The organism is Streptomyces sp. GL_148, assembly GCF_057834205.1.
On sequence record NZ_CM174396.1, the window covers coordinates 7,949,580 to 7,969,503 of the forward strand.

At 73.3% G+C, this 19,924-nt stretch carries 21 protein-coding genes; 15 read left to right on the plus strand and 6 right to left on the minus strand.

What is annotated here, in order from left to right:
- Nucleotides 1–60: 60 nt before the first annotated feature.
- Together AC3IYI_RS35855 and AC3IYI_RS35860 are read left to right on the plus strand one after the other, a co-directional pair.
- Entirely contained in the window at nucleotides 61–411 is a 351-nt protein-coding gene (locus AC3IYI_RS35855; RefSeq protein ID WP_489407602.1) for a hypothetical protein, read from the plus strand.
- A gap of 127 nt (nucleotides 412–538) precedes the next feature.
- The gene (locus AC3IYI_RS35860) at nucleotides 539–2,491 is read left to right on the plus strand and encodes an NAD-binding protein (RefSeq protein ID WP_489411794.1); all 1,953 of its coding nucleotides are present in this window, start codon (nucleotides 539–541) and stop codon (nucleotides 2,489–2,491) included.
- Here AC3IYI_RS35860 and AC3IYI_RS35865 read toward each other — a convergent pair.
- Nucleotides 2,479–2,940: a hypothetical protein gene (locus AC3IYI_RS35865; protein WP_489407603.1), complete on the minus strand. Its 462-nt coding sequence runs from the start codon at nucleotides 2,938–2,940 to the stop codon at nucleotides 2,479–2,481. The genes AC3IYI_RS35860 and AC3IYI_RS35865 overlap by 13 nt on opposite strands.
- Nucleotides 2,941–3,147: 207 nt before the next feature.
- Here AC3IYI_RS35865 and AC3IYI_RS35870 point away from each other — a divergent pair, with 207 nt between their 5' ends.
- The 5 genes from AC3IYI_RS35870 (at nucleotide 3,148) to AC3IYI_RS35890 (ending at nucleotide 6,042) form a co-directional block, all read left to right on the plus strand.
- Nucleotides 3,148–3,663, plus strand: a complete 516-nt coding sequence (locus tag AC3IYI_RS35870; RefSeq protein ID WP_489407604.1) for a hypothetical protein — start codon at nucleotides 3,148–3,150, stop codon at nucleotides 3,661–3,663.
- 91 nt (nucleotides 3,664–3,754) lie between these two features.
- Nucleotides 3,755–4,792 (plus strand): urease accessory protein UreH domain-containing protein, encoded by a 1,038-nt coding sequence (locus AC3IYI_RS35875; protein WP_489407605.1) that lies wholly within the window; start codon nucleotides 3,755–3,757, stop codon nucleotides 4,790–4,792.
- An 8-nt stretch (nucleotides 4,793–4,800) separates the two neighbouring features.
- A complete protein-coding gene (locus AC3IYI_RS35880) occupies nucleotides 4,801–5,004 on the plus strand; it encodes a heavy-metal-associated domain-containing protein (RefSeq protein WP_489407606.1) in 204 nt (67 codons plus the stop codon).
- Between the two features lie 80 nt (nucleotides 5,005–5,084).
- Nucleotides 5,085–5,699 carry an RraA family protein gene (locus tag AC3IYI_RS35885; RefSeq protein WP_489407607.1) on the plus strand — a complete coding sequence of 205 codons (615 nt, stop codon included), beginning with the start codon at nucleotides 5,085–5,087 and terminating at the stop codon, nucleotides 5,697–5,699.
- Between the two features lie 196 nt (nucleotides 5,700–5,895).
- Entirely contained in the window at nucleotides 5,896–6,042 is a 147-nt protein-coding gene (locus tag AC3IYI_RS35890) for a hypothetical protein (RefSeq protein ID WP_489407608.1), read from the plus strand.
- A 74-nt stretch (nucleotides 6,043–6,116) separates the two neighbouring features.
- Here the strand turns inward: AC3IYI_RS35890 and AC3IYI_RS35895 are convergent, their stop codons facing one another.
- Nucleotides 6,117–6,557: a hypothetical protein gene (locus AC3IYI_RS35895; protein WP_489407609.1), complete on the minus strand. Its 441-nt coding sequence runs from the start codon at nucleotides 6,555–6,557 to the stop codon at nucleotides 6,117–6,119.
- A gap of 176 nt (nucleotides 6,558–6,733) precedes the next feature.
- Here AC3IYI_RS35895 and AC3IYI_RS35900 point away from each other — a divergent pair, with 176 nt between their 5' ends.
- The gene (locus AC3IYI_RS35900) at nucleotides 6,734–7,756 is read left to right on the plus strand and encodes a tellurite resistance/C4-dicarboxylate transporter family protein (protein ID WP_489411795.1); all 1,023 of its coding nucleotides are present in this window, start codon (nucleotides 6,734–6,736) and stop codon (nucleotides 7,754–7,756) included.
- Between the two features lie 310 nt (nucleotides 7,757–8,066).
- Here AC3IYI_RS35900 and AC3IYI_RS35905 read toward each other — a convergent pair whose 3' ends face one another.
- On the minus strand, nucleotides 8,067–8,780 hold the full coding sequence (locus tag AC3IYI_RS35905; protein ID WP_489407610.1) for a YoaK family protein: 714 nt from the start codon (nucleotides 8,778–8,780) through the stop codon (nucleotides 8,067–8,069).
- Between the two features lie 373 nt (nucleotides 8,781–9,153).
- On the opposite strand from AC3IYI_RS35905, the gene AC3IYI_RS35910 reads away from it, so the two are divergent.
- From AC3IYI_RS35910 to AC3IYI_RS35925, 4 genes are all read left to right on the plus strand, one after another.
- Entirely contained in the window at nucleotides 9,154–9,588 is a 435-nt protein-coding gene (locus tag AC3IYI_RS35910; RefSeq protein WP_489407611.1) for a VOC family protein, read from the plus strand.
- Between the two features lie 28 nt (nucleotides 9,589–9,616).
- The gene (locus AC3IYI_RS35915; protein WP_489407612.1) at nucleotides 9,617–10,321 is read left to right on the plus strand and encodes a Rossmann-fold NAD(P)-binding domain-containing protein; all 705 of its coding nucleotides are present in this window, start codon (nucleotides 9,617–9,619) and stop codon (nucleotides 10,319–10,321) included.
- A gap of 72 nt (nucleotides 10,322–10,393) precedes the next feature.
- Nucleotides 10,394–11,608: an RNA ligase gene (locus AC3IYI_RS35920; protein ID WP_489407613.1), complete on the plus strand. Its 1,215-nt coding sequence runs from the start codon at nucleotides 10,394–10,396 to the stop codon at nucleotides 11,606–11,608.
- Between the two features lie 4 nt (nucleotides 11,609–11,612).
- The gene (locus tag AC3IYI_RS35925; protein WP_489407614.1) at nucleotides 11,613–12,581 is read left to right on the plus strand and encodes a phosphatase domain-containing protein; all 969 of its coding nucleotides are present in this window, start codon (nucleotides 11,613–11,615) and stop codon (nucleotides 12,579–12,581) included.
- Here AC3IYI_RS35925 and AC3IYI_RS35930 read toward each other — a convergent pair.
- Entirely contained in the window at nucleotides 12,578–13,465 is an 888-nt protein-coding gene (locus tag AC3IYI_RS35930; RefSeq protein WP_489407615.1) for a zinc ribbon domain-containing protein, read from the minus strand. The genes AC3IYI_RS35925 and AC3IYI_RS35930 overlap by 4 nt on opposite strands.
- Here AC3IYI_RS35930 and AC3IYI_RS35935 point away from each other — a divergent pair.
- Nucleotides 13,428–13,793: an NYN domain-containing protein gene (locus AC3IYI_RS35935; protein ID WP_489407616.1), complete on the plus strand. Its 366-nt coding sequence runs from the start codon at nucleotides 13,428–13,430 to the stop codon at nucleotides 13,791–13,793. The genes AC3IYI_RS35930 and AC3IYI_RS35935 overlap by 38 nt on opposite strands.
- Nucleotides 13,794–13,818: 25 nt before the next feature.
- On the opposite strand, the gene AC3IYI_RS35940 is transcribed toward AC3IYI_RS35935, so the two are convergent.
- Nucleotides 13,819–14,328 carry a hypothetical protein gene (locus AC3IYI_RS35940; RefSeq protein WP_489407617.1) on the minus strand — a complete coding sequence of 170 codons (510 nt, stop codon included), beginning with the start codon at nucleotides 14,326–14,328 and terminating at the stop codon, nucleotides 13,819–13,821.
- Nucleotides 14,329–14,565: 237 nt separating this feature from the next.
- Between AC3IYI_RS35940 and AC3IYI_RS35945 the strand changes: the two genes are divergently transcribed.
- Nucleotides 14,566–14,940, plus strand: a complete 375-nt coding sequence (locus tag AC3IYI_RS35945; protein ID WP_112451056.1) for a YbjQ family protein — start codon at nucleotides 14,566–14,568, stop codon at nucleotides 14,938–14,940.
- A gap of 572 nt (nucleotides 14,941–15,512) precedes the next feature.
- Nucleotides 15,513–18,950 (plus strand): endo-alpha-N-acetylgalactosaminidase family protein, encoded by a 3,438-nt coding sequence (locus AC3IYI_RS35950; protein WP_489407618.1) that lies wholly within the window; start codon nucleotides 15,513–15,515, stop codon nucleotides 18,948–18,950.
- Here the strand turns inward: AC3IYI_RS35950 and AC3IYI_RS35955 are convergent.
- Nucleotides 18,928–19,908 (minus strand): helix-turn-helix domain-containing protein, encoded by a 981-nt coding sequence (locus AC3IYI_RS35955; RefSeq protein WP_489407619.1) that lies wholly within the window; start codon nucleotides 19,906–19,908, stop codon nucleotides 18,928–18,930. The two genes, AC3IYI_RS35950 and AC3IYI_RS35955, sit on opposite strands and share 23 nt — an antisense overlap.
- Nucleotides 19,909–19,924 lie beyond the last annotated feature (16 nt).

The following is a 19,924-nucleotide window of genomic DNA, read 5'->3' on the forward strand; positions in this document are numbered from 1 at the left end:
CGCCGTGCCGGGGCAGTCTGTGCGTAGGACCGCCATCACCGCACAGACGAGGACCGCGCCATGTCCCACAGCAGGCGTATCAGCATCATCGCGGGAACGGCAGCGCTGCTGCTGACGGCCACCGCCTGCTCGGGCCTGGGCCGGAGCACCGTAGGAATGCTCGAATTCCGCAGCCACGACTCGCCGGTCGAGGTGAGCTACAGCAACACCTCGGTCAAGGGCTGTCACAAGATCGCCCTGCCGAGGGGGGCGACCCACGTGGAGAACAACACCCTCGTGGACATCGTCCTGTACCGGACGAGAGACTGCCGCAAGATCGACCGCGTCGACGGCACCTACGTGGCCACGACCCTTTCGAACGTCACGGCCCCCGAGGCCCTGCCCTGGCGCAGCTTCACCGTCATCCACTGACGCGAGGGCGCCCGCCCGCGACGACAGGGGGCCGGCCGCCGCCGGGCCGGACCGGCCGGCACGGCATGCTGGGGCGGTGTCTTCTCCTGCCGCGCATCCTCACCAACAGACCGACTCCGCCGACCTGATGGTCGTGTGCGGGGACGACGGGCTCGCCCACCGGCTGGCCGCGGAGCTCCGCGACGTGTACGAGGAGCGGGTGACGCTGGTCGTGCCCGCCGCCCGCGAGGTACGGCCCGGGGCGGGGGCCGGGCAGAGCCGGACCCGGGTCGGGGCCGGGCGCGCGCTGCTGGGGCGGTTTCCGGCCGCGCGGATCCGTACGCCCGCCGGGGACCGGGCCCCCGCGGGCGAGGCGCCCGTACCGGAACTGCGGGTGCTGGAGGCTCCCGCCCCCGACGAGGAAGCACTGGCCGCCGCCGGGGTGGCCGGGGCGGCCGCGCTGGCGCTCGTCTACGAGGACGACGAGACGAACGTACGGGCCGCCCTGATGGCCCGGCGGCTGAACCCCAGGCTGCGGCTCGTCATCCGCCTCTACAACCGCAAACTCGGCCAGCACCTGGAGGAGTTGCTCGACCAGGCGGCGCTCGTCGCCGAACCCGGGCTCGACCTGAGGGCGCTCGACTCCGCCACGACCGTGCTCTCCGATGCCGATACGGCCGCCCCCGCCCTCGTCGCCTCCGCCATCGCCGGCACCAGCAAGGTGGTCCAGGCCGACGGGCTGCTCCTGCGCGCGGTGGAACGTACGCCTCCGGGCCGCGGCGAGGTGGCCGACCCGGGCCTGTGCACCCTGGCCCTGCTCTCCGCCACCGCCGTGGACCCGGCCGGCGCCGACGGATCGGAACTGGGCGGGGACCGCGGACCCCAACTGCTCCCGGACGCCCGGTCCGTGGCGGCCGCGACCGGGCGGGGGATCGTCGCACTGGAAGCGGTCTCCCACGCCACGGCCGCACCGGAAGGGCGGCGGCTGAACCAGGTCTCCCTGCCGGTGGGTTCGCTGTTCTCCCGCAGGCTCCGCTGGTCACTGGCCGGGATCACGGCCGCCGTCGGCGCCCTGGCCGTGGCCTCCTCCCTGGTCACGGGGGACACCCCGCTGCACGCCGTCTACGTGACCCTGCTCGACGTCTTCGCGATCAACGACCCCGCGCTCGACCAGCCCACCGAGCGGCAACTCCTGCAGATCCTGGCCGGCTTCGTCGGCCTGCTCCTGCTGCCCGTGCTGGTCGCGGCGGCGCTCGAGGCACTGGGCGCCTTCCGCACCGCCACGGCCCTGCGCAGACCGCCGCGCGGACTCTCCGGCCACGTCGTGCTGCTCGGCCTCGGCAAGGTCGGCGCCCGGGTGCTCGCGCGGCTGCGGGAGCTGGGGATCCCCGTCGTGTGCGTGGAGTCCGACCCCGGGGCCCGGGGGATCGCCCTCGCGCGCCGCCTGCACGTACCCGTCGTGCTCGGCGACGTCACCGACGAAGGGGTCCTGGAAGCCGCCCGGATCCACCGCGCCGCCGCCCTGCTGGCGGTGACCAGCTCGGACACCACCAATCTGGAGGCCGCGCTCTACGCCCGCTCGGAGAAGCCCGACGTACGGGTGGTGATGCGGCTGTACGACGACGAGTTCGCCACCGCCGTCTACCGCACCCTGCGCGAGGCCCACCCAGCGGCCCTCACCCGGAGCCGCAGCGTCTCCCATCTGGCCGCGCCCGCGTTCGCCGGGGCGATGATGGGCCGCCAGGTGCTCGGGGCGATCCCGGTGGAGCGCAGGGTGCTGGTGTTCGCGGTGCTGGAGGTGGCGGGCCATCCCCAGCTGGAGGGCCGCACCATCGCGGAATCGTTCCGGCCCGGCGCCTGGCGGGTCGTCGCCCTGGACACCGCCGCCCCGGCGAACCGCCGCCCCGACCTCGCCAGGGAGCCGGGTTACGACGCGGCCGGGGGGCCCGCCCTGGTGTGGGACCTGCGCCCCGGCTACGTCCTGCGGCCGCAGGACCGCGTGGTCATGGCCGCCACCCGGCGCGGCCTGGCGGAACTGCTCGGCCGCGGGCAGGCCCGTACGACCGGGGCCGCGGACACCGGCGCGGGTCAGCCCGGCTGAGCCGCCGGCGGGACGTCGCCGGTGGGCAGGAGGACGTGGTGCGTGCCGTGGCCGGCGGCGTCCACGTGCACCACGTGGGCGCCCACGCGCACGGTCTGGGTGCCTGAGGCGATCCAGCATCCCGAGGGACCCCCGGAGTGCGGCAGCGGGGACCAGACCTCCAGGAAGGTGCTGCCGTCGAGGTTGGTGCCCGTTTCGATCAGGCCGTTGCCGTCGGGGCGCAGGGCTCCGACGTCGTGGCCCGGGGCGCCGACGTCGTGGCCCGGGGCGCCGACGTCGTGGTGGAAGGTGATCAGCGCGCCGTCGTACGAGGTGGTTCCGGCGAACCCGCGGCTGTCCGCGTACAGGGTGTCGGTCTGGAGCCACACGATGTGCTCGGTCTCCCGGAGCGGGCCGCCGTTCCGGGAGATTCCGGCGCGGAGCCAGGCGCCGTGGCGGGGCGCGTCCATGGCCGGGGCCTCAGACCCGGTCGGTGTGGACGCCGGCGGACTTCACGCGTGGGGTGGTGTAGGTCTCCATGGCCACACGGTACCGGCGGAGCGGCCGGAGCGGCCGGAGCGACGGATGCCGGACAGGCCAGGACAGGGCGGCTCCGTCCCGCCCCGCCCCCGCCCCGGTTCGGAAGGCGGCCGGACGGCTGTCGTAGCATCACGGACATGCAGCCCATCCGCGCCCTTCGCCGCGCCTCGGCCGTCGCCGCGGGCGTCGTGGCGGTGCTGCTGCTCGTCTGCGGCGGGCTGTTCACGCATCCCGCGTCCGCGGGGCATGCGGCGGGCATGCGGATGGCCGGGCCGCCGCTGAACGGGGCGCCTGCGCCGGCCGGGACGGCCGGGATGGCCGGGATGGCCGCCGGGATGCCTGGGACGTCCGAGGCCCCGGCGATCGCCGGGGCGCCCACGATGGACATGGACATGGACATGGACATGGACATGGACATGGGCAGCGGCGCGGGCGCGGGCACCGACGGGGGCTGTCCGGCCTCCGGGCAGGACTGCCCGCTGGCGTCGGCGTACGCGCCCACCGTGCAGGCCGGTCCGGCCGGCGATCTCGCGGGTTCCGCCATAGGGGCGATGCGGTCCGTGGCCGACGGCCACCCGCGGCCCGGGCCGCCCCCGGAATGCTCCCGCCCGAGAGCGCCGGATCTCGACTCCCTCTGCGTCAGCCGGACCTGACGGGCCCCGCACCCGTACCCGCCCGCTCGCCGGACGGCCGGGGTGCTTCGCCGTGTCCTGATCCGCTGCGACGTACAGGGAGTCCGTTCCCATGGCTTCATCCACCGCGTTGTTCGTCACCGGTGTCTCCACCGGTCTGTTCGCCGGCGGCGCGTCCTGCGCCGCCGTCCAGGGAGGCCTGCTCGCCGGGGCCGTCGGCCGCCGGTCCACCGAGTGGTCCGCGGAGAGGTGGCAGCGCAGCGGCCTCTTCGCCCCCGTCGGGGCCTTCCTCGGTGCCAAGCTCCTCTCCCACACCCTCCTCGGCGCCGCCCTCGGCCTGATCGGAGCCGCGGTCCAGCCCGGTCCGCGCACCCGGGCCGTGCTGATGCTGTGCGCGGGCGTATTGATGGTCCTGTTCGCCCTCGACATGTTCGCAGTGCGCTGGGTACGCCGCTTCGTGCCGCGCACGCCCGCCTCCTGGGGCCGGCGGGTCCGCCGGTCGGCCCGGTCCACGTCCGTCAGCACCCCGGCCGTACTCGGCTTCCTGACGGTGCTGATCCCCTGCGGGGTGACCCTGAGCGTCGAGCTCCTCGCCGTCACCTCCGGCGGCCCCCTCGCGGGTGCTGTCGTCATGGCCGGATTCGTCCTCGGGACCGGCCCGCTCTTCGCCGCCCTCGGCTTCTTCCTGCGCTCCGCCGCCCGGCTGTGGCAGGGGCGGCTGACCCTGGCGACCGCCGTCGTGGTGCTGCTCGTCGCGGTGTGGACCCTCGGCAGCGGGCTGCGGCTCGGCGGCTGGTGGCCCACCGGAGCCCCGGCGGCGGTCGCCGCCCCGGCGGCGGCCGGGACGGTGGTGCTCAACCCGGACGGCACGCAGACCGTGACCATCCGGGCCCGTACGAACGCGTACGCACCGGCCGCCGTCACTGCGAAGGCGGGCGTCCCCACCACCCTGGTCGTCGCGACGCGGGGGACGGGCGGCTGCGTCCGCGCCTTCGTCATCCCCGACCTCGGCGTCCAGGAGATCCTCCCCACGACCGGGACCACCGGCATCGACCTGGGTACCCGGCAGCCGGGGACGCTCGAGTACAGCTGCGGCATGGGCATGTACGGCGGGCGGATCACCTTCGAGAGCCAGGAGGGCACCTCGTGAAGGAGCGCATGGAGTTCACAGTCACCGGCATGCACTGCAACAGTTGCGGACTGCTGATCGACGACGAGGTGGAGGAGCTGGCGGGAGTGGCCGCCAGCACGACGAGCGTCCGGGCCGGACGCACCGTCGTGGACACCGACCGGCCCGTCGACCCGGCCGCCGTCATCGCGGCGATCGCCCACGCGGGCTACACGGCGCAGCACGCGCCGTGATCCGTGCCCTACGATCCCGGTGCCCTGCGATCACGGTGCCCTGTGGGCCCGGGAGAACCGGCAGTGAGAAGAGGACTGACATGCCATACGGATTCAAGGGCGTTCCGCCCACCACCCTCGCCGACCTCCTGGGCCGCGAGCAGGTCATGGACATCGGCATCCGCCCGCTGTGGGACGCCCCGCGCGTCGCGGGACCCGCGTACACGGTGCGGTGCGAGCCCGGGGACAACCTGATGCTGCACGCGGCCATCTACCGCGCCGAGCCCGGCTCGGTCATCGTCGTGGAATCCGGCGACCTCGACCACGCCCTCGCCGGCGGCAACGTGTGCGCCGTCGCCCAGCGCCGCGGCATCGCCGCGTTCGTGCTCGACGGGCTCCTGCGGGACCTCGCGGAGGTGCGCGCAGCGGGGTTCCCCGTCTTCGCCCGCGGAGTCATCCCCATCCCGGGCGGCAAGAAGAAGCTCGGCTCGCTCGGCGGCCCGGTCCGGGTCGGCGGAGTGAGCGTGCACCCCGGTGACATCGTGGTCGCCGACGAGGAGGGCATCGTGGTCACCCCGGCCGCCCGCCAGGAGGAGATCCTGAGCGCCGCCCTGGACAAGCTGGCCAAGGAGGCCGGGCAGTCCCTGGACGCCTGGGAGGAGCAGCACCGCGCGCGCATCGAGAAGGCGTTGGGCGGCCTCGGCTTCACCGGCTGACCGCACGTGCGCCGGGCCCCCGCGTCAGGGACCCGTCAGGGCCCCCGGGTCCCACGTCAAGGGTCCGTCAGGAGTCCGCCGGGTGAGGGCCGAAGGTCCCGTCGTCGCCGTTCCACCGAGGAGACGGAGCGGCAGCGGACGGGGAGGACGGCCACGTTGCGGGGACGAGTCGTGGTGGGGGTCTACGGATCCCTCGGTGTCCCGGTACTGCCTGGCGCACGCCCCCTGCCCGGTGCTGGCCGTGCCGCCCGGTCCGCTGCGGGCCGACCTGGACGCCGTACGCCGCCGCATCGTGTGGCGGCGGCCCCTGGACGCGGGAGACCTGGTCCGGCGGGCTGCGTGACCCGGCCCCGGCCGCATAACGCAGCCGGGGCCGGGGCCGGGGCCGGGTCATCTTGTTCGGCCGTGCGGCCGTGCTCAGCCGCGGTCGTCGCCGCCCCGGCGGTCGCCGGCGCCGCTCTGCGCACTCGTCAGCAGGACTTCGCGCAGCCGGGCGACGAGGGCGGAGGCGTTCTCCGGTTCCTGGCCGGTCCCCTTGGCGCGGGAGCCGTCGGTCGACAGCTGCTCGAGGTGGTCGGAGAGGACGTCGGCGTAGGCCTGCTCCTTCTCCACCATGGCGCCGGGCTGGCGCAGCCCGATGGTGACCTCGATGGCCTTGCCGATCAGTGCGGTCATCACGAACGAGAACAGGCCGAGGATCACGGTGGCGGTGAGCTGCTTGCCCAGCAGGTCCCAGGAGCCGCCGTAGAAGAGGCCCTTGTGGCCCGTCAGGGTTCCGGTCGCGCAGAGGCCGGCCATGACCATGCCGACGATGCCGCCCCAGCCGTGGATGCCCACCACGTCCAGGGTGTCGTCCACGCCCAGCCGGTAGGGCCCCGAAGGGCCCTTGGATCCGGTGGTGCGTCGTCAGCGGGCAGTCCCGACCGGTGGACCCGATGGTGAGTTGTCTCACGGCGACAGTACCGCTGAATTGGGACAATCCCACCTGAAGGTGGGCGTGTCGCGCGTCCGAAGGGGCCATCGCCCGCGCCGTGATGGCGTGCCGTCCGGGAGGGACGCGCCCCGTGGTGTCGGCTGGGCGGGTGCGAGTTTCAGAGTGGCGTCGATGGTGGGCAGAGCTGTCGCCGGCCGCCGGCGCCGCCGTCATGGCGGCCGGGATCATCTCGGCGGGCCTGCACCTGATCGGCCGGGACGCCCTGTCGATCGCCGCACTGGCCGTCTCCGCCGCGCTGTGGCTCGTCCTCGCCGCCGACTTCGCCGCCCGGCTCCTGGGTGACCGGCGCCGGTTCCGCGCCGAGGCGGACACCCCGGCGGCCCTCACCGCCGTGGCCGCCACGACCGTGCTCGGCGCCCGGCTCTCCCTCCTCGGATGGCAGCCCGTGGCCCTCGGGCTGCTGGCGCTGGCCGCCGCGCTCTGGCCGGGGCTGATGGTCGCCGTACTGCGGCACTGGGGCTACCGGATGCCCGGTGCGGCGTTCCTCGTCTGCGTGGCCACCCAGGGGCTCGCCGTGCTGGCGGGCACCCTGGCCGCCGCCACCGGCCGCGGCTGGCTCGGCCGGGCCGCGCTGGCCGCCTTCTGCCTGGGGCTGCTGCTCTACGCCGAGGCACTCGTGCGCTTCGACTTCCGGCAGGTCGTCTCGGGCGCGGGCGACCACTGGGTGGCCGGCGGGGCGCTGTCCATCACCGCCCTCGCCGGATCCGGGCTCACGGCGTCACCGCTGTGGACGGGATGGGCGCACGCGGGGCTGCGTACCGTCACCCTGGCGGCCCTCGGCCTCTCCCTGGCCTGGTACGCCGTGCTCCTCGCCGCCGAGGCGGTCCGGCCTCGCCCCCGCTACGACATCCGGCGCTGGTCGAGCGTCTTCCCGCTCGGCATGACGGCGACCGCCTGCCTGTCGGCGGCCGCACCGACCGGGGTGGCGTGGCTGCGGCCCCTCGGCGCGGTGCTGCTCTGGGTGGCGGTCGGGGCGTGGGTGCTGACCTTCGTGGCGTTCCTCGTGGAACGCGGGCGGGCCCGGCCGCGGAAGTCAGCGGGCGGGCGGCGGCTCCGGCCGTGACGCGCCACCCGGGAAACGTCGCCCCCGGAAACGCTGCACCGAGACGGCGCCACCGAGACGGCGCCGCCGAAAGGCCGGAAGGTAAAGGCCGGAAACCAAAGGCCGGAGGTGAAGGCCGGAGGTGAAGTGCCGCCGCCGACAGTCCGGCGCCGAAAGGGTGCCTTGGTGTCGCCGCCACCAGGAATGCCGCTGTGTACGGCGTGGAAGGCGTGCGGGCCTGGCGGACGGCGGAACCGCGCGCCGTGGAGGGGTGCTTGTCGAGCCCGACGTACCCGGCGGCGGCCGGTACGCACCGGAGGCGAGTCCGGCCCTACGGCCGCCGCCCGGCGCCGTCCCACCCGGGGGAGAGGGCTACGCAGCCCAGTAGACCCACGGCCAAGGCCAGTGCCCACACCACACCATGACGCAGTGTCAGCACACCGCCGGCGAGGGCTCCGAGCAGCAGGGCCGCGACCGTCACCAGGCGGCGTAGCGGCCCCGGCCCCCACGGATCGGCCGCCAGGCCGGTCAGGGCCCTGGTGACGACGGTGGTGGTCAGATCGGGCACAGCGAGCCGGTGCACGACGGCGTTCTGCAGGCCCATGCCGAGGGCGAGCAGGGCGATGACGCCCGGAGGCCCGGCGCCGAGCGCGGTCAGAGCGAGCGCCCCGCCCACCAGGGCCGTCTGCACCGCCACCAGCGGCGTGAACATCCTGGCCGCCTCGGTGGTCCGCCGCAGCCGCCCGGCGGCCGCCGCCCCGGCCAGGAAGGCGCCCACCGCCAGCAGGGAGTCCGGGGCGGACAGGGACCGATCCCCGGCGATCGCGAAGCCGAGGAAGACCACGTTGCCCGTCATATTGGCCACGAAGACGTGGCCGAGGCCCAGGTAGCTCACCGCATCGACGACACCGCTGACGAAGGTGAGGGCGATCAGCAGCGGCGGCAGCACCCCGTGGGGCGACTCGCCGCCGGCCGCGTCCGGCGGGAACAGCCGCGCGGCCAGGGGGCGCAGGATCCCGCGCCGCCGGGGTGGGGTGGAGGTCATGGGGGTACCTCTGGTCATCGCGTGGCCGGTCCGTGACGGGCGGCTTGGCGCACCCGGGAAGGGAGAGCGGAGGGGGCATCGTCCCCGGAAATGCTAGCGATGCCGGGCGTACGTGAGGAGGTGCGACCCGCAGGGCCCCGGCGGGCCCCGGCGGGCCCGGGGTGGGCCCGGGGTGGGCCCGCGACTTTCACGGCCGGGCGTGGACGGGACGGGTAACAGTCCGGCGGGGACGGGGCGGGCCGCAGTCCGGCGAGCGGTGAGCCCGCCGGTCCTCGAACCGGGGGTCCCGGCAGGGAAGTTCCCGCCGGGCTCCCACGCCCCCCGACGGCGTTCCTGCCGCGGATGCGCGGAGTGCCACGGGTAGGGTCGCGGCATGGCTTACACGTTCCAGATCACCGTGGATTCCGCCTCGCCGCACGCCCTCGCCGACTGGTGGGCCGAGGCCCTGGGGTGGGAAGTCGAGCCCAGCGACGAGCAGTTCATCCGCGAGATGATCGCCGCCGGGCGGGCGACCGAGGAGGACACCACCACCCACCGGGGCGTCCTCGTCTGGAAGGCGGGTCAGGGGATCCGCCACCCCGAGGGTCTTGACCGGGCGCCCCGCATCCTCTTCCAGTTCATCGAGGAGCCCAAGACCGTCAAGAACCGCGTCCACCTGGACGTCCGCACCGGCGAGGACGACCCGCGGGCCCTGGTCGAGCGGCTCCTGTCCAAGGGGGCGGTGCACCTGCACGAGGGCAGCCAGGGCCCCTCCACCTGGACCACCCTCGCCGACCCCGAGGGCAACGAACTGTGCGTCTCCCACTGAGCCGGAAGACACGTCCTAGGGTGGACCCGTGAACGTCATCCTCTTCGGCGCGACCGGCATGATCGGCCGGGGCGTGCTGCGCGAGTGCCTGCGCGACGACTCCGTCGAAAGCGTGCTCGCCATCGGCCGCAGCCCCCTCGCCGTCACCCACCCCAAGCTGAGCGAGCTCGTCCGGGCCGATCCGACCGACCTGTCGGTGCCCGGACCGGACCTGGCCTCGTACGACGCCTGCTTCTTCTGCCTCGGCATCTCCTCCTTCCGCATGAAGGAGGAGGAGTACCGGCGGATCACCTACGATCTGACGCTCGCCGCCGCCCGCCCCCTCGCCGCCGCCAACCCGCGGCTGACCTTCGCCTACGTCTCCGGCGAGGGCACCGACAGCACCGAGAGCGGCCGCTCCATGTGGGCCCGGGTCAAGGGGAAGACCGAGAACGACCTGCTGAAGCTTCCCTTCGAGGCGTACATGTTCCGGCCGGGGATCGTGCAGCCGGACCGCGGCATTCCCTCCAAGACCCCGCTGTACCGCGCCGGCTACGCCGTCACCGCGCCGCTCTTCCCGGTCCTGCGGCGCTTCGCGCCCGACCTCGTGACCACGACCCGGGCACTCGGCCGCGCCATGATCGCCGTCGCCGCGGCCGGGCCCGGGGATGCCAACACCCAGCGGATCCTGCGGCCCCGCGACATCAACCGGGTGGGCGGACAGGGCCCGCGCAGGGCGACGGACCTGCGGTAACGGGAGGATATTCGGTTTCGGCCGGGGCCGTGCGCCCCTGAGAATGGGGCATCTCGAACCGGGAGGAACCCCATGAGCCAGGACCGCCTGACTCTGCACGACCTGATGCCCGCACAGGCGCTGACCGAGGCCATCGACGCCGGATACGTGGCCCGCAAGGCACACCCCCAGCTGCCGCTGTCCCTCTACAGCTACACCCGGACCGCCCAGTACGAGCAGGTCTGGAACCAGGTCACCACGATCTGCCGCGGACTCGTCGCCGACGACGTCACCGGCGAGGTCGTCGCGCTGCCGCTGCCCAAATTCTTCAACGTCGGCGAGCACGCGTCGGGCCGGCCGTACGCACCGGCCCTGCCGGACGGCGAGCCGTTCGAGGTGTACGACAAGGTCGACGGCAGCCTCGGGGTGCTCTTCCACTACGCCGGGAAGTGGCGGGCCGCCTCCAGGGGTTCCTTCACCAGCACGCAGGCCGTCTGGGCGCAGCGCCGCCTCGACGGACGCGACACCTCCGCGCTGGTCCCCGGCACCACCTACCTCGCGGAGATCGTGTACCCGCAGAACCGCATCGTCGTGGACTACGGGGACCGCCGCGACCTGGTCCTGCTCGCCGCGTACGGGGCGGACGGCGCCGAGGTGCCGCTCGCCGAGGCCGCCGGCCACTGGGAGGGCATCGGCTCCGTGGTCAAGGTGTGGCCCGCCATGCCGCTGGGCGAGCTGCTCGCGCTGACCGGGTCCAGCACGCTGCCGGGCGGCGCCGCCGCGACCGGCACCGACGCGGAGGGCTTCGTCCTGCGCTTCGCCTCGGGCGTCCGGGCCAAGGCCAAGATCGCCGAGTACGTACGCCTCCACAAGGTGCTCACCGGTGTGACCGAGCGGGACATCTGGCGCGGCCACGGCATCCAGCGGTTCGCCGGCCTGCCCCTCAAGCAGCTCGCCCAGGGTCTGAACTGCACCGTCGCCGACATCGAGGCCTCGGGCGGCAAGCCGCTCGACGCACTGCTGGAGCAGGTGCCCGACGAGTTCGACCACTGGGTGCGCTCGGTGATCGAGCGTCTGGAGACCGAGGCCGCGCTCCGCGAGCGTGCCATCGACGAGGCGTACGCCTCGCTGGCCCACCTGGCCGGCGACCGGGGCGCGTTCGCGCGCGCCGCCAAGACCGTGATCCGCGACAGCGGGGTCCGCGGCGCCCTGTTCCAGCGCCTCGACGGCAGGACGACCGAGATGGTCACCTGGCGTCAGGTGCGGCCCGAGGCGTCCGACCCCTTCCGAGACGACGAGGAGAACTGAACCCGTGTCCGAAGTACCCGAAACCGAGACCCCCGCGCCCCCGGCCGCGCCCCCCGCGCTGCCGGTGGTCCACGTCATGACGGGTCTGCCGGCCTCCGGGAAGACCACCGCCGCGCGCGCCCTCCAGGCGGAGTCCGGCGGCCGGATGCGCCGCGTCAACCTCGACGACCTGCGGGCAATGCTCGACGTGCCGGACCCGGAGCGCGGGCGCTCGTACAAGCACGAGCAGACCGTGCTGGACATCCAGGACGCGGCCGTCAGCGCGGCCGTCGAGGGCGGCTTCGACGTGGTCGTCGACAACACCCACCTGACCTCGTACATCCCCAAGCGGCTCAAGGCGGCCGTAGCGGGACGGGCCACCTTCGTCGTGCACGACTACACCGACGTGCCCGTGGAGGAGTGCCTGCGGCGTGACGCGGCGCGCGAGCGCCAGGTCGGCGAAGAGATCATCCGGATACTCGCCGACAAGCAGGCGAAGGCGAAGAAGGGTGGCTGGCGGCTCACCGCGGAATGGCTCAACGACCAGCCGGACGTGTCCCCGTACGTCCCCGACCCGGCGCTGCCCACGGCGGTGATGTGCGATATCGACGGCACGCTCGCGATGACCGGCGACCGCAACCCGTACGACTTCTCGCGCTGCGGCCTCGACACCCTGAACGCGCCGGTGCGCGACGCGCTGGACTCCTTCCGGCGGGCCGACGGCGACACCATCGTGCTGCTGTCCGGGCGGGGCGAGGAGCACCGGGAGCCGACGGAGGCCTGGCTGCGGGAGCACGAAGTCCCGTACGACGAGCTGTGGATGCGGGCGGCGGGGGACACGCGCCGAGACGACATCGTCAAGGCGGAGCTGTTCAACGCGCACGTGCGCGACCGGTACGCGGTCCGGGTCTCCCTGGACGACCGCGACCGCGTGGTGGCCATCTGGCGCCGGATGGGGCTGGCCACCTGGCAGGTCAACTACGGCGACTTCTAAGACTTGGTCCGCCATTCACCAAAGGGTGAGCTGCGGATCGCAGCCGGGGCGGTGGTGTCCAGGTACGCGGTGGTGGGGTCGTTCGCGTCGGTGAAGCGGACGAACGCGGCCAGGGCGGCGGACACGAGGTCGCGCTTGCCGACGAGGCCGCACGCGATGCACCTGTGTTCCCGGTCCCGCAGTGACTTGTTTACGCGTTCGCCGCACAGGCAGTGCTGGGAGAGGGCGGTGGACCAGGTGGAGGCCCGTACGAGTCGGCCGCCCGCGGCCTGGCATTCGCGGTCGAGGGCGGCGATGAGCAGGCCGGGGGTGGTCCGGGAGAGGCGCTTGCCCCACAGCCGGTACCAAGTGCGGATGTCGCAGTCCTCGACCACGAGGACGGGGCCGTGGGCGGCGATGATCTGCCGGGCGCGGTGGCTGCGGTGTTCCGCCTTCGAGGCGGCGGCTTCGGCTTGGCGGGCGTGCTGCTCCCGGTAGTTCACCGACAGCCGGTCACGGCGGAACGCCCGCTTCGGCACCCCATCGACGCGGGCAGCACGGGCACCACCGGGCACGACGACGGCCTTGGGCTCCAAGCCCTTGGCGGCACGCTGCCCTGCCCGTCGGGTCTGCTTCTTCGACAGGCAGTACTGCGCGCTGTTCGTCGCCCGGCGGGAGCGCTCCAATGCCCGCGCACGGCCGCGCCGCTTCTGCGCCTCCCGCTCCAGGAGTGCCTGTTCCTCGGGGCTGAGGGTGATCTCGGTGGACTGGGCTCTGCCTTCGGTGTGGTCCGGGGTGGCGGGGAAGGAGACGCCCGCGTTGCCCGATGGGCGGCACCCGTTTGGACCGGCTCGCCATACTGGGGAGGTGGACGAGCCGAACGTACTGATCGTGGACGGTGCCAACGTCGTCGGGTCCGTGCCGGACGGCTGGTGGCGCGACCGGCGCGGCGCCGCCGAGCGGCTGCGGGACCGGCTGGCGCTGCGCGACGAGGGCGAGGACATCGTCCTCGTCGTCGAAGGCGCGGCCCGGGGAGTCGAGTCGGTGCCCGGTGTACGGGTGGACGAGGCGCCGGGCAGCGGCGACGACCGGATCGTGGAGCTCGCGGCCGCCTGCGCGGAGCACGGCGGGTGCGTCGTGGTCACGGCGGACCGGGAACTTCGGGCACGGGTACGGGCGTACGGAGCGCGGTGCGTGGGACCGCGGACCGTACGCCCGGATGTGCGGCCCTAGGCTTCGCCGCGGGGCGGGTCGGTGCCTAGGAGCGGCAGTAGCGGACCTTGCCCAGGTTCTTGACGTAGCGGGCCGAGACCCAGTGGTCGTCGCGGTCCTTGGCGGCCTTCGCCGACTTCGGGGTCATCGCGTTCTTGCGGTCCTCGTCCATGGAGTCCTGCTCGTCCCGGCCGTCCCGCTCCTCCAGCAGGTACCAGAGGTTGTTCCCGTCGACCCGCTCGCCGCGGGTCTTGCACTCGATGGCGAGCTTCTCGTGCGGGTGGACCCGGCCCACCTTGTGGGAGTGGGTGGTCGGCCTGCTGCGGACGGTCAGCGGGCTGCGCGAGATGACGACGCCGTGGGCGTGCCTGCGGTTGCCGTACTCGTCGTCCCGGCCGTCGTCGTCGCCCTCGTCGTCGTCCCGGTCGATGGGCGACGTCAGGACCGGGCCGCGGGGCTCCGAGTGGTCGGCCGCGACGGCCGTGCCCGCCCCGACCAGGCCGAGCACCAGGCTTCCGGCGGTGAGGGCGAGGATGGTCCTGGTGGGCTTCAGCATGAGCCGGCTCCTCCGAGAAGACGTCCGCCCGGCCGCGTCACGCGGCGCGGGGTGGCAACCAGACGGTTGCCACGGACGACTATGGCGACGGAGGGCCGGGAGGTCCGGCTGACGCACCGTGACTTAGCCCGATATGCCCAATGTGCGGGGGCCGGCCGGGGTGCTGCCAGGCTGCCCCGGAGCTGCGGCTCCCTCCTCCGGATGCGGGTACCGCGCGCCGCCGCCAGAGTGGATGCCATGGGTATCGAGGATTACGGCGGCGGCCCTGGCGCGCAGCAGACCGGTGTCATGGTGGTGACGACGAACGACGTCCCCGGCTACCGGGTCGAGCAGGTCATCGGAGAGGTCTTCGGCCTCACCGTGCGCTCCCGCCACCTGGGCAGTCAGATCGGCGCCGGCCTGAAATCGATGATCGGCGGCGAGTTGAAGGGCCTCACCAAGACCCTGGTGGAGACCCGCAACCAGGCCATGGAACGCCTCATCGAACAGGCGAAGGCGCGCGGTGCGAACGCCGTGCTGATGATGCGCTTCGACGTGACCGACGCGGCCGACGTCGGCACCGAGGTGTGCGCGTACGGGACGGCCGTCGTCCTGGTGCCGGCGAGTACCTAGGACTCGGTCCAGGCCCACTCCGGCCCCGAGGCCCCCGAGGCCGAGCTGCGCACCGGCTCCGCGGTCTCCGGCGTGCTCGCGGCGGGCACCCTGCTCGGGGGCGCGCTGCCCCGGCTGCTCGCCCGGGGCGACGCAGTCGCCGCCGGGCTGAGCCGGGCGTCCGCCGGGTGCTGCTGAGCGCGGCGGCCGGGGGCGGCGCCCTCGCGCCGTCGAATTGCCGACACCGGGCCGCGCCGCCTCGTTCTCCGGGGCGCCCGAGTCGGGCGCGATGCTCCGGGCGGGCGCCCTGCTGTGGATCCGGCGCGGCGAGCCCGTGGCCGCGTACCCGGACTCCCCGAGGGCTCCGAGGGCCCCGAGGGACGGAAGGAGTCGAGACGGCCTGGACCGTCTCTTTCGGAGCGTGCGGCGCGTGCGCCCACCCGACCCACCCGCCACATAAGTCCACGACGGGGTTCGGCTTTGTCCATGGGCCTGCCGGTCCGCGGTCCGCAGGCTGTCAGGTCAGTGAGCGGACCGCCGGCCTCCACGGTGTGCGGTCTTGTGCCCAGGAAGCGCCGACTCCCGGAGGTCCGATGCGAACCCCCCTCTGGCCGGCCGCAGCCGCGGTGGCCGGTCTCGTGGCCACCTTGGTCGTGGCCGTGCCCGCCACCCCCGCCGTGGCGGCCACCCCCGTGACGATCACCTCGCCCGAGTTGTCCGTGAGCGTGGACAGCGCCTTCCCCCGCGTCATCAGCTACACCCGCACCGCCACCGGGGACGTGCTGAACGGCAACGAGGACACCATCGGCGCGATCGTCGTCAACGGAACCACCCACACGCCCACCGTCACCGCCACCCCCTCCGCCTCCGGCGTGGACTACGCGCTGGCCCTCTCCGGAGTGACCATCAGATCCCGGCTCTCGGTGGCCGGTTCGGTGGTGGAGTTCAAGGTCACGGCGATCGAGGACACGGCAGCTCTGCGCGTACGCAGCTTCGCGATCCCGGGCCACAACCTCGTCAGCGTCCGCAGCAGCCAGAGCGGCGCGGCGCTCTCCACCGCGAAGATGCACACCGCCACGACCGGCACCGGGGACACCTTCACCCCGGTCACCGCGAACACCCCGGTCGACGCCTCCGCCACGACCGTGATGTACGGCCTGGTCAACACCGGCAAGCTGGCCGCCGCCATCGATTCCAACTCGTACTACGACGCCCCCTCGGGCGGTACCGCCAACGAGAACGGCCGGATCAGCAAGCAGGTCACCGACAAGGGCACCTACCGCCGGGCCGGCCTGTGGAGCGGATCCTGGCTCTACCGTGCCTCGGGCGCCGCCGACACCGACACCGAGCCCCTGCCCTACGTCCGCGTCGCGATCACGGCCGACCGCAACGCGGACTCCACCGTGGACTGGCAGGACGCGGCGGTCGCCTACCGCGACATCTGGACCGCGCCCACCGGCTGGCAGCAGACCGCCGACCGGGTCGTGCAGCGCATCCCCTTCAACTTCGCCTCCGCGGCCACCCATCCCTTCGCCGAGACCCTCGACGAGACCAAGCGGGTCAACCTCGCCACCGACGGCCTCGGCCAGTTCGTCCTGCTCAAGGGGTACGCCTCCGAGGGCCACGACTCGGCCCACATGGACTACAAGAACATCGGCTCCAAGCTCGGCGGCGCCACTGACCTGAACACCCTCACCACCGTCGGCCACACCTACAACGCCGACTTCGGCGTCCACATCAACGCCACCGAGGAGTACCCGGTCTCGGCCACCTTCGACCCGGCGCACCAGACCGGCGGCCTCGGCTGGGACTGGCTCGACCAGTCGTACTACGTGGACACCCGAAAGGACGGCCAGTCCGGCGGGCGCCTGGGGCGGCTCCAGGACCTCAAGGCGGCCGCCCCCGGCCTGGACTTCCTCTACGTCGACGTCTGGTACGGCGACGGCTACCTCTCGCGCAAGCTCGAACGCGAGATCGGCGGCCTCGGCTACCAGCTCGCCACCGAGTTCCCCGCCTCCATGACCGGGCAGTCCCTCTGGCACCACTGGGCCACCGACGTCAACTACGGCGGCACCGACCTCAAGGGCATCAACTCGAACATCGCCCGCTTCATCGCCAACCACACCAAGGACGACTGGATCGCCGCCAACCCGCTGCTCGGCGGCGCGGAGATCACCGCCTACGAGGGCTGGCAGGGCAAGCGGGACTTCACCTCCTTCCTCACCACCACCTTCGCGACGAACCTGCCGACCAAGTACCTCCAGGAATCCCCGATCGTGAAGTGGACCGCCAACACGGTCACCCTTGCCAACGGCACCACCGTCACCACCTCCGGGAACACCCGCAAGATCACCACCGCCGGCCGGACCGTCCTCGACGGCTCCGCCTACCTGCTCCCGCGCGACGGCAAGCTCTACCACTGGAACGACAAGGCCGCCTCCACCACCTGGACCCTGCCGGCCGGCTGGTCCTCGCCCAAGCTGTACAAACTGACCGACACCGGCCGCCAGTTGGTCGGCGACCTGGCCGTCACCGGCGGGCAGGTCACCATCAGCGCCGCCGCCAGGACCGCCTACGTCGTCACCAACGGAGCCGCCCCCGCCCAGGCCGACCCGAACTGGGGCGAGGGCGCCCCCGTCAAGGACCCCTCCTTCTTCTCCGGCAACCTGAACGCCTGGTCCGTCACCGGGACCGGCGCCGCCGTCGCCCGCAACGCCCACGGGCAGAACGAGCTCACGATGGCCGCGAGCACCTCGCCCGCCGTCTCCCAGCAGCTCACCGGGCTCACCCCCGGCACCTACGCCGCCTCCGTCTGGGTCTCCACCCCGGCCGGACGCGCCGCCACCCTCACCGTGACCCCTGCCGCAGGCACGGCGGCCTCCGTGTACGCCGACTCCTCGACGCTGACCAACAACCTCGGCGGCAGCGAGAAGAACGGCACCAAGATGCAGCGCATGAAGGTGCTCTTCGACGTCCCCGCCGGCCAGTCCGCGGCCACCCTCAAGCTGTCCGCGGCCTCCGGCTCAGGCACCGTGTACCTGGACGACGTACGGGTCGTCCGCTCCGCACGCACCCCCCTGAACGGCCACTGGTTCACCGAGGACTTCGAGAACGTCGACGCGGGCTGGGGCCCCTTCGCCTTCGGCGGCGCCGGCGGCTCGGCCACCGACCCGCGCACCCACATCGCCCAGCGCAACGCCCCGTACACGCAGGCCGGCTGGAGCGGAAAGCTGGTCGACGACGTGATCACCGGGCAGAACTCGCTGAAATCGCACGAGGAGCGGCAGGGGCTGGTCTACCGCACCCTCCCGCAGACCCTGCGGCTGACACCCGGCCGCTCGTACAAGGTCACCTTCAGCTACGAGAACGGCTTCAGCGGGGACTACCAGTTCATCACCGGCTCCGGCAGCACCGAGACGGCGACCGCGCTGAACCAGGCCCGTACGGCCACCACCTTCACCAAGACCTTCACCGCGGGGACGGACGCCTGGATCGGCGTACGGAAGGTGACCGGCGAAGGCTCCCACAACGAGGCCGACTTCATCCTCGACGACCTCGCCGTCGACGACCTGGGCACCGGGAGCGGCGGCGAACTCCTCGTCCCGCAGACGCAGATGAGCGTCAAGGCCGTCGACAGCCAGGAGACCGTGGGCGAGAACGGCGCCGCGGCCAACGTGCTCGACGGGGACGGCGCGACGATCTGGCACACCCAGTGGTACCAGGCCACCGCGCAGATGCCGCACGAGATCACCCTCGACCTCGGCGCCTCCTACAACGTCTCCGCCCTGCACTACCTTCCCCGCCAGACGCAGAGCAACGGGCGCATCGCCGACTACCAGGTCCTCACCTCGACGGACGGGGTCACCTGGGGTCCGGCGGCCGCGTCCGGCACCTTCGCCAACACCACCGCGCAGCAGGACGTCGCCTTCACGGCGCGCACCGCGCGCTACGTCAAGCTCAAGGCCACGAGGGAGGTTTCGGGCAATCCGTGGACGGCGGTCGCGGAACTCAACATCGGCTACCTGCCGTGACGCCTTCCTGCGGTGTCGGGGCCGGCGGCGACGGGGCCGACGGTGTCGGCTCGGTGGGTGACGGCTCCGTGGGCAGCGGCTCTTGGGGCAGCGGCTCCTGGGGCAGCGGGAGCCACCGTGCCGACTGCTGCTGCGCCGACTGCTGTCGGCGGAACCGGACGGGCGCCACGCCCACCCGGCGGCTGAACAGCCTGCTGAAGTAGGCGGCGTCCTCGTAACCGACCCGCCGGGCGACCCCGGCGACCGGCAGGTCGGTGCGGGCCAGCAGTTCCTTCGCCCGGCTCAGGCGGATACCGAGGAGGTACTCCTTGACCCCCTCCCCGGTACTGCCCCGCACCGCCCCGCGCAGTTCGGGGAGGGTCATCCCGAGCCGGGCGGCGTGCTCGGCCACCGATATCGGCAGCAGCGCGTCCCGGGCCAGCGTGTCCATCACGGTGTCCCCGTGCCGCGACACCCCGGCCCGGGCGTAGCGCAGCGCGACGAGCAGCCCGTGCACGGCCGCGGCGGCCTCCACCTCCAGCAGGGGGCCGCCGAGCCGGGCCGCCCGTACGATCCCGTCGACCACGTGCCGCACCCCGGCCGTCCCGCTGAGCGGTACCAGCGGGCGGTCGGGGGTGACGTAGCCGAGGTCGGTGTACGCCGCCACGCTGTGGCCGGCGAAATCCACGAAGCACTCGTCCCAGCCGGTCTGCGGATCGGGGCCGTAGTGGTGCTCGACCCCGGGCACCAGCCACAGCAGCGCCGGGGCCGTCACCGGCTGCGGGGCCCGCCCGCCGTGGCTGAACCAGCCCCGGCCGGCGCAGACCACCACCGCGACGTGGTGGTCGAGCATCCGCGGGCCGACCACCGGCAGCTCGCCCTGCTGCACCCCCACACCGAGGCACACCAGCCCGAGCCGGCGGTGGTTGGCGGTCGGCGAGAAGTACCGCATCCAGCTGCTGTACGGAGGCGTTGCCATCTGCGGATTGTGATCC